Source organism: Phocaeicola sartorii JCM 17136 = DSM 21941, assembly GCF_054653615.1.
Map to the genome: position 1 here is coordinate 772,260 of NZ_BAAIFW010000005.1, position 16,705 is coordinate 788,964.

The following is a 16,705-nucleotide window of genomic DNA, read 5'->3' on the forward strand; positions in this document are numbered from 1 at the left end:
TATGTACGTGGATTTTAACTATTGTGTATGAATGTAAAAAAGCGTTCCGTCACTTTATAGGTGACGGAACGCTTTCGTTAAATCAGGCTCAAATATAGGCATTTTAATTTTTTAAATGCAAATAATTTTAGTGAAAATTTAGGAGATAGGCAATATTTAACTATTGGTCCGATTTTAATTTCACCAAAAAGGTACTAAAGCGTTCCGTCACCTATAAAGTGACGGAATATAGAAAGAGATCCGTTTGTCGGATTTTATATACGTCGTTTGACGATAAGACACTACTTTGTACATATATAATAAAAATAAAAAGATGAAATTAAAAAGTCTTTTTCTAGCGGTTCTTCTCTTGGCACCGCTGGCTTCCGTAGCTCAGGATTCTGCGGCTTCGGGTCTCTCACTCCCTAAGTGGGCGTTGAAGACAAATGTGGCCTACTGGGGGACTGCTACGCCGAACCTCGGAATAGAAGTGGGGCTGAGTCGTAAACTTACTCTTGATGTGGAAAGCGGATACAATATGTTCTCTTTCAGCAAGGGCAAAAAATGGCGCCACTGGATGGTGACTCCGGAACTCAGATGGTGGATGTGCGACCGTTTCAACGGTCATTTCTTCGGTGTTCACGCCATCGGTGGAGAATATAATGTGAACCGTCTCGGGTTCAATGATCATACTAAAAAAAATCGTTATGAGGGCTATATGCTGGGTGGCGGACTTTCCTACGGATACCACTGGGTGTTCCGCAAGCGCTGGGCGGTGGAGGCCGAGCTGGGAGTGGGATACCTGCACCTGGACTATGACCGCTACGATTGCAGGAAATGTGGCAACTATGCCAGCCACGAAATACGTAACCTGTTTACTGTCACCCGTTTGGGAATCAACGTAATCTACTTGTTGAAATAAAAAAAACGCGCTCATGAAATACCTTGTTATACTCCTTTTAATAGGATTGCTGCCGGGCACGCGGCTTGTCGCGCAACCCCGGGATGCACGTTCCGGCATCACCGTCACGCCACGGGACATCACCCGTACGGGAGATTCGCTGCTGGTACGCCTTGATATCCGCTTTCGGGGAACCGTGGTGGAAAGCAACCGTTCCCTCTCTCTGACCTTCTATATGGAGGATGCCGCCGGAAACTTGGCCGCCATGCCCGAAGTGCTGGTGAACGGAAAACAGCGCCAGCGCTATTACGAGCGCCAGTACACCCTGAGCGGAGGAGCTGTGGCCGAGGAATACTATGCGGTGGTGGCTCAGGAAAAGGCGCTGGATTTCACGCTGGACTACCGGTGCGCGCTGCCCTACCGGAACTGGATGGCGGATGCCGTGCTGAACATGAAGCAGGACTTCTGCAACTGTGGCGGACACGAGCGGCAGGTGTATGTGGAACGCCTGCTGGACAAGTTGCCCGTTCCCCCTCCCGCCCCCGTGGTGATAGAGAAAGAACCGGTGGTGCATCACACCAAATGCGACGTGTTCCTGCAATTTGAAGTGGGAGCGGCGGACATACGTCCGGACTTCCGTAACAACCGTGCCGAGCTGTCCCGGCTGCAAAGCTTTATACGCCAGGTACGCAGCGACCGCAACATCAGTGTGGAGGAGATTGTCATTACCGGTTACGCCTCCCCCGAAGGGAACGCCTGGCAGAACGAGGAGCTGGCCGGCCGCCGTGCCGAGGCGTTGAAGACCTATATGGAAGGGTTGGACACCGGTGGCGGATTGCGTTTCCGCACCGGAGCCGGAGGCGAGGACTGGGGAGGACTGGCCGAGCGCCTGGAACTTTCGTCCATCTACCTGAAAGGCGAGGCCATGCAGGTGGTATGCGGTGACATAGAGGATTTCGACCGTCGCGAGGAAGCCCTCCGGGCACTGGACGGAGGCCGTCCCTACCGTGAAATCTTTCACGAAATCTATCCTGACCTGCGCCGTGTGGAATGCAGAATAGACTATACGATCATAGAAAAATAAAGAAAGATATGCGATTAAAGAAATGTAATCAAGCCTTCTGGCTGCTGGCGGCGCTGATGCTGCCCGGCTTGCAGGGATGCGTGAAGGACGACCTGTCCGGATGTCCCGTCACGGGCACGCTGGATTTGACGCTCAGCTATACGTATCACAATAAAGGGGAAGCGGACCTGCTGCCCGAAGAGATAAAGAAAGTGGATTTCTTCGTGTTCGACGAGGCGGGGACGTTTGTCTCCCGGGTGACGGATGCCACAGGACCCTTTGTCAAAGGATATCACAAGTCACTGGAACTGCCGGGTGGAAACTACAAGGTGGTGGTATGGGGGAACTTGGAGAATGAACAGCACCGGCTGTCCGGACTGGAAACGGGGCAGGTGTGCCTGAACAAGGCATGGCTGGGGCTGCATACCTATACCGGCAAGGACGGCAACGAGTATGTGCAGACGCAGCCCACGGATTTGTTCTATACCCTTGCCGCGGGGCGGGTGCGGAACGGCGAGGTGAGCCGTGACACGCTGACCTTCACCAAGAATACGAAGCACATCACGCTGAATATCCGCTGGAGGGATCAGTATGGCTTCTATTGCATCGACCCGAGCCATGCCAAAGAGACCCATTGCTATATCACGGGCCAGAATGGCGACGCGTACTTCAAGGACAACGGGCTGCCCCGCAGCCGCTGGGTGGTGTTCCGTCCGGACTATGTGGTGCAGCGCAGCGCGGGCGATGCCGGGGCTTCTCCCGTCCGGACTCCGAATGTGCAGGGTCGTGTGGTGGTAGACCGTCCGCTTCCTCCGGGAGGTGAGGCATTGGTCAGCGCCCGCATCAACGTGATGCGCCTCATGACTTATCCCAACATAGAGTCCAACGACCGCATCATTGTCACCAAGACGCTGGGCAACGGCGTGGAGCAGGTGGTCTATGAGCGCAGCTTGGTGGAACTGATCAACAAGACCGCCCAATATGGCACGCAGGAGAGTTTGGACCGCGAGGATACGTATGTGGTGGATTTGGATTTCCGCTGCAATGACCCTTGGCACGATACGGGAGACACCTGGTTCACCTGTGGCATCACCATCAACGGATGGACGGTGGTGGAGATGGCTCCGGAGGTGTAGCTTCCGGCAGGTATAAAATAGAGAAACGGAATAGCATAAAATTTATTAATTAAAACTTTTATCATTATGAAATTTAACAAGTATTATTTGATGTCGGCGGTATTCTGCATGGCACTGGCTTCTTGTAGTGATGACATGACCGAAGAACAGGGCGGAAACCCGGATAACACCGAACAGACGGAGGGGGAGGCTACGTATGCCACTTTCAGTTTTGATTTCAATAAAGGGGGACTGGCCAGAGCGTCAGTGGGTGGAGATGGCACTACTGAAGAACAGGCAGTCAAGAACTTCACTTTGCTGATTTTCAAGAACGATCAGGCTCATGAAGAGTTGAGTACACTGGAGGTGGTGAAGACTGTTACAGTTTCCAATTTTGAAACTGATAAGACAATCACTATGCTGGTAACCAGCGGTCCGAAAAAAGTCTACATCCTGGCCAATGCCACTAAGTTGCTGGCACAGATAAATGATCCCGATGCGTTGACCTTGAACAAGACTTTGTTGTCGGAATTTGAGAAACAAGTTTTTGAAATAGCTTATGATGGAACTGAAAACAAGGACGGTGTGCTGGGTGATGCTGGTGTCGGATTGTTGATGACCGGTGTGGCAAGTGCCGATTTGGCATCGGGTATAAAAGTGGAGGAATTTACTTCCAATTCCGGTGGCCCTACTGAGGCTGCAAAACCCAATGTGGTGAATGTGTCCATCGACCGTGCTTCTTCTAAAATCAGTATGGGAGTGGATGCGGTAGAAGGCGGCGGTGATAAGATCTTTACGGTAGTTGCTTCCGGCTCTACGGCTCAAATGGTTTGGCTGGACCATGCGATAAGTGAAAACTTGGGTACTTTGCCTCTGGCTAATGATGCTATGAGATTCGCTATCTACAATCAGAATACGAAAGAAAACGTGATTGCGAATATGGGAGCAGCCAATGATGGAAACAACATTATACAGGATCCGAACTATACGGTGACGGATCATGGTGATTATAGCATGTATTTCAATTGGGCTTATGCTGACCAGACCGATTTCTATACAGAATATTTGAATAATAATGGTGATGCAACCAAGGGTCTTGGAGTAGTAAATGCGAAAAGTAATGATGACTCCGCAAATTCGTTCTATGTTCCGGAAAACACCAACCAATGGGCTACAAAGGGTAACACCACGTATGCCATGATAGAAGGTACTTTTGTGCCGGATCAAACTCGTACAGTGGATGCTTCTAGTGACGCTAATGCTTTCCAAGCTGCCAGCGTTAGTGGAAATTTCTTGTTCAAGGCAAAAAAAGATGCAGCTATCGCTGCCGGTACCGGTTTTATCTATTGCGAGGATTATGACGCTTTCTTCACTGCTGACCTGACTGGTGGTAGTACTGCTTTGACAAGAAAAACAACGGTTACAACTGCCATCACTAATTTGAATGCTATCAAATACATCGCAGCCAAAATGATTAGTGACGCCAACCAAAGTGCAACCGGTGATGCTGATGCCATGCAGGCTAAATTGATTGGTGGAAAGAATAGTAATGTTGAGGGTCATGCATTAACTACTGTTGAAGTAGTTGCTAAAACTCCTACTGCCTCTTTCACAAGTAATCAATGGTATGCCATTGTTACAGCGGACGAAAATCGCAATGTAGGTATTAAGGATGGTGACAAAGATAATGCCCAGTATTTCACTATCGAGGTACAACGTGCTAATGATCAAGGTAATGGTTTGATTGATACTAAGACTAATAATAGCGCTACCGAAGCCGGCTCTACAAAGGCTTATATTCCAACTCAGAAAGTGACTATCGCTGTTTATCCTCAAGGCAAGTGCTACTATCGTGTAAACATAGAAGATCCTGCTTATTCTAATACCGTTACTCCGTTCCGCTATGCGGTAATCCGTAACTACTGGTATCAGATTGATTTAGCCAAGTTCACTGCTCTGGGTTATCCTAATCCGGCTATCGCGGCAGGTGAGGCAGGTGATGCACTGGGCGCTGATACTAATGTGAAGACTACTATCACTGTAAAAGCTTGGTCAGTGAAGAATATGAAACCCGAAGTAGGTTTGTAATAGAAACAAATCCCACTCTGCATCGCAAGTCTTTCGTTTCGCGCTTGCGGTGCAGGGTAATAATCCCAGGATTCCCGTTCGGAGGTCTGTATTAACGAATCAGGTTTTTATCATGCCGGGCCGGCCGTCATCCGCTTCATCAAGGAGCGGACGGGAACTAACAAAAAGAAGAACGATTATGACACTAAGAAAAGTACAGGCATATTGTCTCATAGCTATGGTTATCCTGTTGTCCGGCTCATGTCAGGATAAGGAATATATACAGTTGCCCGAAGGCGAAGTTCCCGTGGAGGTAGTGATGACGGCCCGGGCGGCAGCGATAGGCTCTACAGCAAATACAGGACGGGAGGGCATAAAAAGTATCCGTATCGTTGTGTTCAAACACAATGCGCTGGTTATGCCCGGCATACCCTCGTGGTCATGCGAGTTCAATGGACGTATAGACAATAACGGTAACGGTACTTGGAATGTTCCTGGTAGTGATCCGGGTGATCCGTTGACGTATGAGAACGGAGCGTTTAAATTAGGCAAACTGGTTACCACCGGCGAAAAAAAGATATACGTCATAGCCAATGAGGATTGCTATTATTCTTCGAGGAAGTTCACCACAGTCAGTGATTTGTCTTCTTTTATAAAGACCGCTGAAACGACTACGGCAGATTTACTGGACGCTTCTTATACGGATTCTCCGGTTTTAATGTCCGGAGGCATTTCTACCATCGTCACTGCTCAGAAGTTTGATGGAAGCGAGATCTTTCAATCTACGATAGAACTGGTACGTACCTGTGCCAAGATAGATGCCGACATTATCCGTGCAGAAGGCTATAATGCAGAATGGATTGTAAATAAGGTCACAATGACTTCCTGCGCCAATAAGGTTGCCTTGTTTCAAGGAATGACTGTCGGTCCTTCCTCTTATTTTGAGGATGGTGGGCAACAAAAATCTTACAACCTTTATATGAGAGGTGGAGACGTTCCGGCTCATGACGCCAGCGCACTCTCTCTCTTTTCCGAAAAATATGTCTATGAAAATATAGTGGCTTCACGGGATAATGCCACTCGGATTACTGTTACCTTAACTGGAAAAAACGGTAACGGTGTCTCAAAGACAGTCACGATTTATATAGGTAATGAAGAGGTGTCGGTCTCCGAGGTACCGACTACTATTTCCACTTCCGCTGTCACTGATTATAGTATCTACCGGAACTATCACTATCAGTTGCATATCAAACTGAAAGAGGCAGTGGGTTCACGTGGCCATTCTGTATCCGGTGATGTGGATGTGGACGTGACCATCACCCGTACCGCAGAATGAAAGTCACCCCCTTTCACGGTTTTTTCTTCTGAGAGGCTGCTTTGAGGCCTGTATTCTCTCGTTCCGAGGCTTTTTTATTAATTTATGGGAAACAACAGATAAAAGCGGAACTTTGTCAACCATTATGCCGATAAAATTGTTTAAATTTGCAGGAATACTTGTACAGACACTCAATGAAGAAGAAATATGTTCGTTGGACATTGTGGACGATAGCATCTCCGTTCATTCTGTTCATCATTTTATGTATATTGATTTACCTGCCACCTATTCAGAATTTTCTGGTGGACAAAGCTGCTGTATATGCCTCGGAGGCTACCGGTATGAATATCTCCGTAGGGCGTATCTCTTTGTCATTTCCGCTGAATCTGGTGGTGACCGATGTAGATGCCGCTTCTCCGCATAATGATACGTTGCTCAGCGTACGCCGCCTCCAAGTGAATGTGCAGTTGCTCCCACTGCTGAAAAAGCAGGTGGAAGTGGATGGCATATCCCTGCAGGGAGCCACGGTAAATTCCAATGACCTGATACATGGCATGAAACTGAACGGTACCTTGGGGGAATTGTTCATCTCCAGCCATGGCGTGGCGCTGGATCCCGAAACCGCTATCGTCAACAAAGTCTTGCTGAAAGATACGGATTTGTCCCTCTGCCTGAATGATACCGCTGCCGCCGATACGGCTGCAAGCGACACCACCTATTGGAAAATAATATTGCAGGATATTGATTTGCAGAATGTATCCTTTGCACTGGATATGCCTCTGGACAGCTTGTCATTGGCGGCTTCGCTGGATAATGCCACACTGCGCGACGGCTTGATAGACTTGCATAAATCGGCCTATTCGCTGCAAACGTTCCAACTAAAGAACGGACGTGTGCGCTATGACAGCGGACAACCGGCAGCTGCTGCACCTGCCGACAGTCTGCCCGCCGGGCTGGATCCGTCTCATATCGTGCTGACGGATATCGGTGTGAAACTGGATTCCCTGCACTACGAGGGAAGGAATATGAAAGCCATAATCAGCCGGTTTGTGCTGAAAGAGCGTTCGGGACTGGAAATCATCTCTACCACCGGACGGCTGTTCTCCAAAGACAAGGTGCTGCGCGTGCCTTCATTGAAACTGGAGACCCGGGATTCTTATCTGGAACTGAATGCTGCGATGGACTGGGATGCTTTGGATTTCAAGCACGAAGGCTTGGTGTCCGCACGCCTGATGGCCGATATCGGAAAACCGGATGTGGTGAGATTCATGGGAAGCATGGATGAAAAGTTTGTCCGGCAGTATCCCTCCGAACCCTTGCGCATCCGTACGGGGATCGACGGAGATTTGAACAAGCTGAAACTGACGACTCTGACCGCCGAACTGCCCGGAGCGATGGAATTGTTCGCCCGGGGCGAGCTGACCTATCTGACGGACAGCCTGTTGCGCGGAGGGGATATCACCCTGGAAGCCGAAACCAAGGATTTGAAGTTTGTCTCCACGTTGGCCGAAGGGATAGAGATTCCATACGGAACGCGCTTGGAAGGCAAATTTACGATGGCGGGCACTAAAATGGGCACGGACTTGCTGCTGATGCAGCCCGAAGCCCAGGCGGTGGCTGCGGCCGATACCCTTCCTATGACGGTTTATAATGACAGCATCTCCGTGGCGGATGATTTCAAGATGGAACGGGCGGCCCGTCTGTTTGCCAGATACGATTGGTCGCGTGACAGGTATGAGGCTGACTTGGCTGTCAATCATTTTGACCTGCACCAGTTTATGCCTGCCGATTCTTTGTACACTCTGTCCACCCGTCTGAAAGTGGAAGGAGAAGGCTTTGACTTTTTCTCCCCCCGTACTTATTTCAATGCGGAGGGTAGTATAGACCGTTTCCATTATGGCAGTTATCATTTGACAGGGATTTCACTGGCTGCCGGACTGGAGAAATCGAAGGTTTATGCTTCACTGGCGGCGAAAAACTGGGCCATGGATGTCAAGGCGCATCTGGATGGTATCTTGAAACCTCATGATGTTTCTGGCGACTTGAAAATGGAGGTGGCGCATCTGGATTGGCAGGCACTTCATCTGATGGATACCCGTTTCCAGACCTCCCAGCACCTGGGAATCCGTTTCAGCAGTGATCTCGGAAAGCGGTATGCCGTAGAGGCCGAGATGACGAATGCCACGATTGTCACGGCCAAACGCACTTCTCATTCCAAGGACCTGTTTGCCGGATTCAGCACTTCCAGAGATTCCACTTTGGCATATCTGCGTGCGGGGGATCTGGATTTGAGTCTGGAAGGAGCAGGACACATGGAATACATCTCCGGCAGGGCGGACCTGCTGATGAAAAAACTGGCGGAACAATGGGAAAGCAAACACATTGAACAGGAGGAACTCCGGGAATTCCTTCCGGGACTATGCCTGAAAATATCCTCCGGTCCCGATAATCCGATAGCCAATTATCTGTCTATGATGGGATGGTCATACAGCCGTCTGTTCATGGATATGGATTCATCTCCGGCGGAGGGACTGAACGGGGAGGCTTATTTATATGGATTGCGTACGGACAGTCTGACCTTGGACACCATTTATCTGGATGTACAGCAGGACCTGAATGGCATAACTATGCTGAGCGGAGTGGTGAACGGACCCAAGCCGGGGCAGGAGGCGTTTGATGTGACGCTGGAGGGAAATGTGGGAAACAACAGCGCCCAGTTGCTGGTGCAGTATCTGAATGCCCGTAAGGAACAGGGGGTATATATGGGCGTGATGGCCGACCTGCGCCGCCACGGCATACGCATGAAGGTTTTTCCCGAGCACCCCACGTTGGTGTACCGCCCTTTTACCGTGAATAAAAATAACTATATTTACCTGGCTGACAACGGGCGGATTCATGCCCAGCTGAACTTGCATGACGAGCAGGGGACCGGACTCAGCTTCTATACCAATCGGGAAGATACCATAGCCAAACAGGACATGACGGTGGAACTTTCACGCATCAGCCTGAAAGAGTTCCGGCGTATCCTTCCCTATATGCCCGATATGGAAGGATGGATCGGGGCGGAAGCGCATTATATAGATTCCGGTCCGAATATGATGGTGAGCAGTGACCTGCGTATAAATGACTTCAAGTATGAAGGCAGCGCGCTGGGAAATTGGGAGCTGGGCGGCGTGTATCTGCCCGGTGAGGCAAAGGATCATCATCTGGATGCCTATATACGTCGTGATGGTGAGGAGATAGCCCATCTGGGAGGTATCTATCTGCCTGCGGAGGAAGGAACGGGAAGCCTGAGCGCGGATATAGCTTTCGAACATTTTCCGCTGAATGTAGCCAATCCGTTTGTGCCCGACCGTATGGTGGAACTGGACGGGGACATTGACGGAACGCTGTCCATGAAGGGGGATCCGGCCAAACCTCTGCTGAACGGGGAGCTGGCGTTGGATTCCGTGACTTTCTTCATGCCGGAAATGTCTGCCATGTTCCGTTTTGATAATGAGCCGGTGCAGGTGGTGAACAGCAAGATGATGTTCAAGGACTTCGATATATTCACCAGAGGCAAGACACCTTTTACTATTAACGGTGAGGTGGATTTCTCGGACTTGGAACGGACGGCGGTGAACCTTAAAATGCACGCCGAGAATTATGAATTGTTGAATGCTCCCCGTACCAAGCGGGCTATGATCTACGGCAAGATGTATGTGGACTTTAACGCAACGCTGCGCGGCCCGGTGGAGGAACTGGTGATGCGGGGGAACATGAACATATTGGGAAAGACCAATGTGACTTACGTTCTGAAAGACTCTCCTTTGACGGTGAACGACCGTCTGGGGGATATGGTGACTTTTGTCAATTTCAACGACACGACATCGGTGGAGGACTCTTCCGTCCAGCAAATATCTTTGGGAGGGATGGATGTGGCCATGACCATGCATATAGACCAGGCGGTGCAGGCACGTGTGGATCTGGTGCCAGACGGCTCCAACTATATGTTGCTGGAAGGAGGCGGAGACTTGTCATTCCAATATACTCCTCAGGGGGATATGTTGCTGACCGGACGGTATTCCCTGATGAGCGGGGAGATGAAATACCAGATTCCGATTATTCCGCTGAAGACGTTTAATATCCAGAATGGCAGTTATGTGGAGTGGACGGGGAATATCATGAATCCGCAGCTGAACATTACCGCAACCGAAAGGGTCCGTGCTTCGGTGGGCGAGGATGGGAAGACTTCGCGTATGGTCGGGTTTGATGTCGGGATCGCTTTGAGCCAGCGGTTGGAGAATCTGGGGCTGGCGTTTACCCTTTCGGCTCCCGAGGATGCGTCAGTGCAGGACCAGCTGAATGCCATGTCGGTGGAGGAACGGGGAAAACTGGCGGTCACCATGCTGGTGACCGGAATGTATATGGCGGAAGGAAACTCGACGGGAGGATTTAATGTGAATAATGCCTTGAACTCATTCTTGCAGAGCGAGATCTCGAATATTGCCGGAAAAGCGCTGGATATCAATGTGGGGATGGAAACCGTGGATGACGCCGATAGTGGCGGAAAACGTACGGATTATAATTTCCAGTTCGCCAAACGTTTCTGGAACAACCGCTTCCGTATAGTGGTGGGGGGGAAAGTCTCTACCGGAAGTACGGTACAGCAGGACGAGACATTTATTGATAATGTATCCATAGAATACCGTTTGGACAACAGCGGTACCCGGTATGTCAAGCTCTTCCACGACAAGAACTATGAGAGTGTGCTGGAAGGTGAGATCATAGAGACCGGGGTGGGTATTGTGCTTCGCAAGAAGATGAGCCACTTGGGCGAACTGTTTATTTTCAAGTCTAAGAAGAAAAAATGATCGTTGGAGATATGAAGAGAAAACATAACATAAACCTGCTTCTATTATCGGCATTGCTGCTGGTGACGGCTGCCTGCTCTACTACCAAGAACTTGCCGGAAGACGAAACACTGTATGTCGGTGTGAAGAATATGGAGATTGTGAATGAGGACAAGACCCCTGCCGGTGTCCAGACCTTGGAAGAGGTGGAGGCCGCTTTGTCTTATCCTCCCAATAATGCCATTTTGGGAAGTAACTCTTTGCGTTTTCCCATTCCCTTCGGCTTGTGGATATACAATGACTTTGTGAAATATCAGGATAAAAAGGGAGTGGGACATTGGATCTTCAACAAGCTGGGATCCACTCCGGTGTATTTGTCTACGGTGAATCCGGAGACCCGTGTGAAGGTGGCGACCAACCTGTTGCACGATTATGGCTTTTTCAATGGTGCGGTGACGTATTCTGTGGACTCGTTGAAGAATCCCCGGAAAGCCAAACTGAGTTATAAGATCGATATGGCGAACCCTTACTATCTGGATTCTGTCATGTATCTGAAATACCCTCCTCGCGCCGATAGTCTGATCAGGGCCACTTATGACCAGAGGGTATTGCGTAAAGGGGATAATTTCAGTGTGCTGAAACTGGAGGAGGAACGCCAGCGGCTGAGTACCCTTTTCCGTAACAATGGCTATTATTATTTCCGTCCCGAATTTATCACTTTCCGGGCGGATACCTTGCGCAAACCGGGAATGGTCAGTTTGCAGGTGGTTCCGAAAGCCGGTGTGCCTGCCGACGCGAAAAGACCTTATTATATAGGGAATACCTCTGTTTATCTCACCGGATATAAAGGAGAGGAGCCTACCGATTCCATTGTTTTTCCGGGAATGACCTTACATTATAGCGGTAAGAAACCCGGTATCCGTCCCGGTGTATTGGCCAAGCGCTTCTTTTACCAGAAGGGGCAGCTTTATTCCCAAGCCCGCCAGAATTTCACGCAGGAGGCTCTGGCGCGTCTCGGCATTTTCAAATTTGCCGAGTTCCGTTATGCTCCGCAAGATACATTGCCGGGGTGCGATACGCTGAATGTGCGGATGAATGCTACATTCGATTTGCCGTATGACGGTGAACTGGAATTTAATGTGACTACCAAAAGTACGGATCAGACGGGCCCCGGAGCGATTTTCAGCCTCTCACGGAAGAATTTCATGCGTACAGCCGCCACGCTTTCTTTCCAGTTGAAAGGGTCATACGAATGGCAGACCAATTCCACGGCGGATGGAAACAGTTCTAAATTGAATTCGTACGAGCTGGGAACTTCTTTCTCATTGGAGTATCCTCGTTTGGTGTTGCCGTGGATGAATAAAAAAATCATGCGCTCACGCTTTCCACAGCATACTTCATTCAAATTGTATATAAATCAGCTGAATCGTGCCCGTTTCTTTAAAATGCTTTCTTTCGGTGGAACGGTGTCATACGATTTCCAGCCTTCGCGGGTATGGAAACATACGGTGACTCCTTTCAGACTGGCATTTAATACGTTGCAGCATACTACTACACGTTTTGATACGATAGTGGACAAGAACCGGAGCTTGAAAATCAGTTTGGGAAATCAGTTTATCCCGGCTATGAGTTATACGTTTACGTATGATAATGCCCCGTTGAAGAAACGCAATAATTTATGGTGGGAGACTTCCTTTACTTCGGCAGGTAATCTGACTTCGTTGGTGTATGCTGCTTTTGGGAAAGGATTCAAGGAAACAGAGAAGGAGTTATTGAAAAGTCCTTATGCGCAATTCCTTAAAATGACATCCGAAGTGCGTTGTTTGTTTAAAGTCGGAGAGAAACAGCATATAGCCACTCGTTTGATGGGGGGGATTTTGTATGCATACGGAAACCAGACTGTAGCGCCTTACAGCGAGCAGTTCTATATTGGGGGAGCCAACAGTATCCGTGCGTTTACAGTGCGCTCTATCGGTCCCGGTTCTTATCGTCCCGAAGATAAACAGTATGGTTATCTGGATGAAACCGGAGATGTGAAGCTGGAAGCGAATGTGGAATACCGTTTCCCTATCCTGGGTGATTTGTACGGGGCAGCTTTTCTGGACGCGGGAAATGTGTGGCTGCTGCGTGAACAAAAGAATGAGGAAGGTGAGAATATACGCCCCGGCGGTTTGCTTACTCTTCGTAATTTTGCTAAAAGTGTAGCTTTGGGTACTGGGGTGGGGTTGCGTTATGACCTTACTTTTCTGGTGATCCGCCTGGATCTGGGGATTGCTCTTCATGATCCGTATGACACCGGCAAGAAGGGATATTATAATATTCCAAAGTTTAAGGACGGACTGGGATTACACTTTGCCATCGGCTATCCTTTTTAAAAATAAGGTTTGATTTGCGTCAAAAGGAGGGAAATGATTAATTTGTGTTCGAATTTGAACGGAATGTAGCTTTTTCCTCCGTATTATTTTGTAGCTTTGTGCCATCAAATATTCAATTTTAAATAAATAAACTATGAAACCAACTTTATTTTTATTGGCGGCTGGTATGGGTAGCCGTTACGGAGGATTGAAACAATTGGATGGTCTGGGTCCTAACGGCGAAACTATTATGGATTATTCTATTTATGACGCTATCAACGCCGGCTTTGGAAAACTGGTCTTTGTTATCCGTAAAGATTTTGAGCAAGATTTTCGTGAAAAGATTATCTCTAAATATGAAGGTCATATTCCTTGTGAACTGGTGTTCCAGGCTTTGGACAATCTGCCGGAAGGATTTACTTGTCCTGCAGAACGTACCAAACCATGGGGGACGAACCATGCTGTCATGATGGGAGCTGATGTGATACAGGAACCGTTTGCGGTAATCAACTGCGATGATTTCTATGGACGCGACTCGTTCCAGGTGATGGGCAAGTTCCTTTCCGCATTGCCCGAAGGTGCTAAGAATACCTATTCTATGGTGGGCTTCCGCGTAGGAAATACATTGAGCGAGAGTGGAACAGTATCCCGCGGTATCTGCGGAACCAATGCCGATCATTTGCTGACTTCCGTGGTAGAGCGTACCAAGATTCAGCGCATGGACGGGGAAGTGAAGTATATTGACGATAACGGTGAATGGACAGCTACTCCCGATACAACTCCGGTGAGTATGAACTTCTGGGGTTTTACACCTGATTACTTTGCTTACAGTCAGGAATTCTTTAAAACATTCTTGAGCGATCCCAAAAATATGGAAAACTTGAAGAGTGAATTCTTTATTCCGTTGATGGTGGATAAGTTGATTAATGATGGTACCGCTACGGTTGAGGTACTGGACACTACCAGCAAGTGGTTCGGGGTAACTTATCCAGAAGACCGCCAGAGTGTAGTTGATAAGATCCAGGCATTGGTGGATGCCGGTGAATATCCTGCGAAGTTATTTTAAGATGAGGTAGTGTGGTCTGTGGTCACACCTATTATAATTTACTTTCGGGGGCTGTCTGAAAAATCGGACAGCCCTTTTGGGTCACTGTCACTTTAAAGATTAAATTCTTTGGTCTCCTGCTTTCATTGTTGCATCTTGTATTCGCTGGGAGACAGTCCGGTATGGTGCTTGAAATATTTGCCAAAGAAGGAAGGGTTCGGGAAATTCATAAAGTAGGATACTTCCTGAATGGACATAACGGAGTATTTCAGCAACGCTTTGGCTTCCAGTATCACATATTCGTCAATCCATTCTCCGGCAGTCTTTCCGCTTACTTTCTTTACTACGGTGGAGAAATGCTTGGGACTCAGGAACAATTGTTCCGCATAAAAATCCACGCGTCTTTCTTTACGGTGGTGTTCGGTCAGCAGGTTGATGAACTGATTGAACAATACCTCTTCTCTTTTCAGTGATTTGGGGCTCTCGGAAAGGAATTCCGGTTGTCTCCTATGAAGGATGGAGCCTATCTTGTATAAATAGGCTCCCATTAGTCGGCGTACGATTTCTGTCTTGAAATTGTCGTTCCGGCTTACCGTCTCTTCTATCAGCTGATAGAATGAATTCAGTTCCTGTACCTCTTCTTCCATCAAATGGAATTTAGGATTCTCTTTCAATGAGATGAAAAATGGCATGAAACTGTTCAGGTTGATATACATCTCTTTTAAAAAATCGGATGATATTAAAAACATTTGTGACAAATGAATGCCCGGTGACAAGATGGACTGTAGGATATCGCCAGGAGCACAAATAATCAGATCGTTTTTCTCAATGTCATATTCCCGTAAATTGATATTGACTTTGGCGGAGCCTTTCTCACGGATGGAGATAATGATCCCATCCAGCCGTAGTGGGTATTTAAAGATGGGATTCATATTCTCGGGTATGTAATGCTCGCTTCTATCCATTACGAAATCATTGTTAATCCCTTTTAAACCGGGATTCATCTGTCGGATACGGGCAATGGATATGTTTCCAATTTCATGTTCCATATTTCTTAATTTTGCCTCAAATGTATAAATCAAAAGTCAATAATCCACTCTTTTTTTTTCATAATATAATTTTTTAATTGAAATTGACGGATGTGAATCCGGAGGAGCTTGATGGCAGGAATTCTTAATTCTATTTAAAAGGGGGAGACTGGCAAACTATTTGTACATAATAACATGTATATTTAACAACAGAATTATAAAGAACAAAGCTATGTCAATGTATTGGATTTTATTTATTGGAATTGCGGTAATCAGTTATATTGTGCAGAACAGTCTGCAGAGTAAGTTTAAAAAATACTCAAAAATGCCTTTGGCCAGCGGCATGACAGGAAAGGATGTGGCTGAAAAAATGTTGCATGATAACGGTATCTATGACGTGCGTGTAACCAGCACTCCGGGTATGCTGACCGACCATTATAATCCGGCAAACAAAACGGTGAACCTTAGTGAAGGGGTATATGGAAGTAACAGTGTGGCTGCTGCGGCAGTTGCCGCCCACGAATGCGGACACGCCGTGCAACATGCGCGTGCATACGCTCCGCTAAAGATGCGCTCGGCTTTGGTGCCTGTGGTGCAGTTCTCATCTTCCATTATGACTTGGGTGTTACTGGCAGGTATTTTGATGGTGAATACTTTCCCACAATTATTACTGGCAGGTATTTGTCTTTTTGCCATGACCACTCTTTTCAGCTTTATTACGTTGCCTGTTGAGATCAATGCCAGCCAGCGTGCGTTGGTATGGTTGAGCAAGGCCGGAATTACAAATTCATATAACCATCATGCGGCAGAGGATGCGTTGCGTTCGGCTGCTTATACGTATGTGGTTGCGGCACTTAGTTCGTTGGCTACACTGATTTACTATATAATGATTTATATGGGACGTCGCGACTAAGACCTTGTAAGGGAAATATATTTTTATTATAGAGGGCTGCCTGCGGGCGGCCCTTTCTGGTTATACTTTGATTTGTTTCGAAATAATTTTTGT

Annotated in this window: 10 protein-coding genes; 9 read left to right on the forward strand and 1 reads right to left on the reverse strand. The window is 48.0% G+C overall.

Annotated features, from left to right (window positions below; genetic code table 11):
- The first annotated feature begins 313 nt into the window (after window positions 1–313).
- From ACYQ0C_RS03430 to ACYQ0C_RS03465, 8 genes are all read left to right on the forward strand, one after another.
- Window positions 314–901 carry a DUF3575 domain-containing protein gene (locus ACYQ0C_RS03430; protein WP_016278268.1) on the forward strand — a complete coding sequence of 196 codons (588 nt, stop codon included), beginning with the start codon at window positions 314–316 and terminating at the stop codon, window positions 899–901.
- A gap of 13 nt (window positions 902–914) precedes the next feature.
- Window positions 915–1,964: a DUF3868 domain-containing protein gene (locus tag ACYQ0C_RS03435; RefSeq protein WP_016278269.1), complete on the forward strand. Its 1,050-nt coding sequence runs from the start codon at window positions 915–917 to the stop codon at window positions 1,962–1,964.
- Window positions 1,931–3,079, forward strand: coding sequence for a FimB/Mfa2 family fimbrial subunit (locus tag ACYQ0C_RS03440; RefSeq protein ID WP_081642382.1), 1,149 nt, complete (start codon window positions 1,931–1,933; stop codon window positions 3,077–3,079). Before ACYQ0C_RS03435 ends, ACYQ0C_RS03440 begins: the two co-directional genes overlap by 34 nt.
- Before the next feature lie 66 nt (window positions 3,080–3,145).
- Window positions 3,146–5,146, forward strand: coding sequence for an Mfa1 family fimbria major subunit (locus ACYQ0C_RS03445; protein WP_016278271.1), 2,001 nt, complete (start codon window positions 3,146–3,148; stop codon window positions 5,144–5,146).
- A 178-nt stretch (window positions 5,147–5,324) separates the two neighbouring features.
- Entirely contained in the window at window positions 5,325–6,461 is a 1,137-nt protein-coding gene (locus ACYQ0C_RS03450; RefSeq protein WP_016278272.1) for a fimbrial protein, read from the forward strand.
- Window positions 6,462–6,634: 173 nt separating this feature from the next.
- Window positions 6,635–11,293, forward strand: coding sequence for a translocation/assembly module TamB domain-containing protein (locus ACYQ0C_RS03455; RefSeq protein WP_016278273.1), 4,659 nt, complete (start codon window positions 6,635–6,637; stop codon window positions 11,291–11,293).
- Window positions 11,294–11,304: 11 nt separating this feature from the next.
- A complete protein-coding gene (gene tamL / locus ACYQ0C_RS03460; RefSeq protein WP_440137399.1) occupies window positions 11,305–13,647 on the forward strand; it encodes a translocation and assembly module lipoprotein TamL in 2,343 nt (780 codons plus the stop codon).
- A gap of 133 nt (window positions 13,648–13,780) precedes the next feature.
- Entirely contained in the window at window positions 13,781–14,692 is a 912-nt protein-coding gene (locus tag ACYQ0C_RS03465) for a nucleotidyltransferase family protein (RefSeq protein WP_016278275.1), read from the forward strand.
- A gap of 122 nt (window positions 14,693–14,814) precedes the next feature.
- Here ACYQ0C_RS03465 and ACYQ0C_RS03470 read toward each other — a convergent pair whose 3' ends face one another.
- Window positions 14,815–15,720 carry an AraC family transcriptional regulator gene (locus ACYQ0C_RS03470; RefSeq protein WP_016278276.1) on the reverse strand — a complete coding sequence of 302 codons (906 nt, stop codon included), beginning with the start codon at window positions 15,718–15,720 and terminating at the stop codon, window positions 14,815–14,817.
- 211 nt (window positions 15,721–15,931) lie between these two features.
- Here ACYQ0C_RS03470 and ACYQ0C_RS03475 point away from each other — a divergent pair, with 211 nt between their 5' ends.
- On the forward strand, window positions 15,932–16,612 hold the full coding sequence (locus ACYQ0C_RS03475) for a zinc metallopeptidase (RefSeq protein ID WP_005842367.1): 681 nt from the start codon (window positions 15,932–15,934) through the stop codon (window positions 16,610–16,612).
- The last annotated feature ends 93 nt before the right edge of the window (window positions 16,613–16,705 follow it).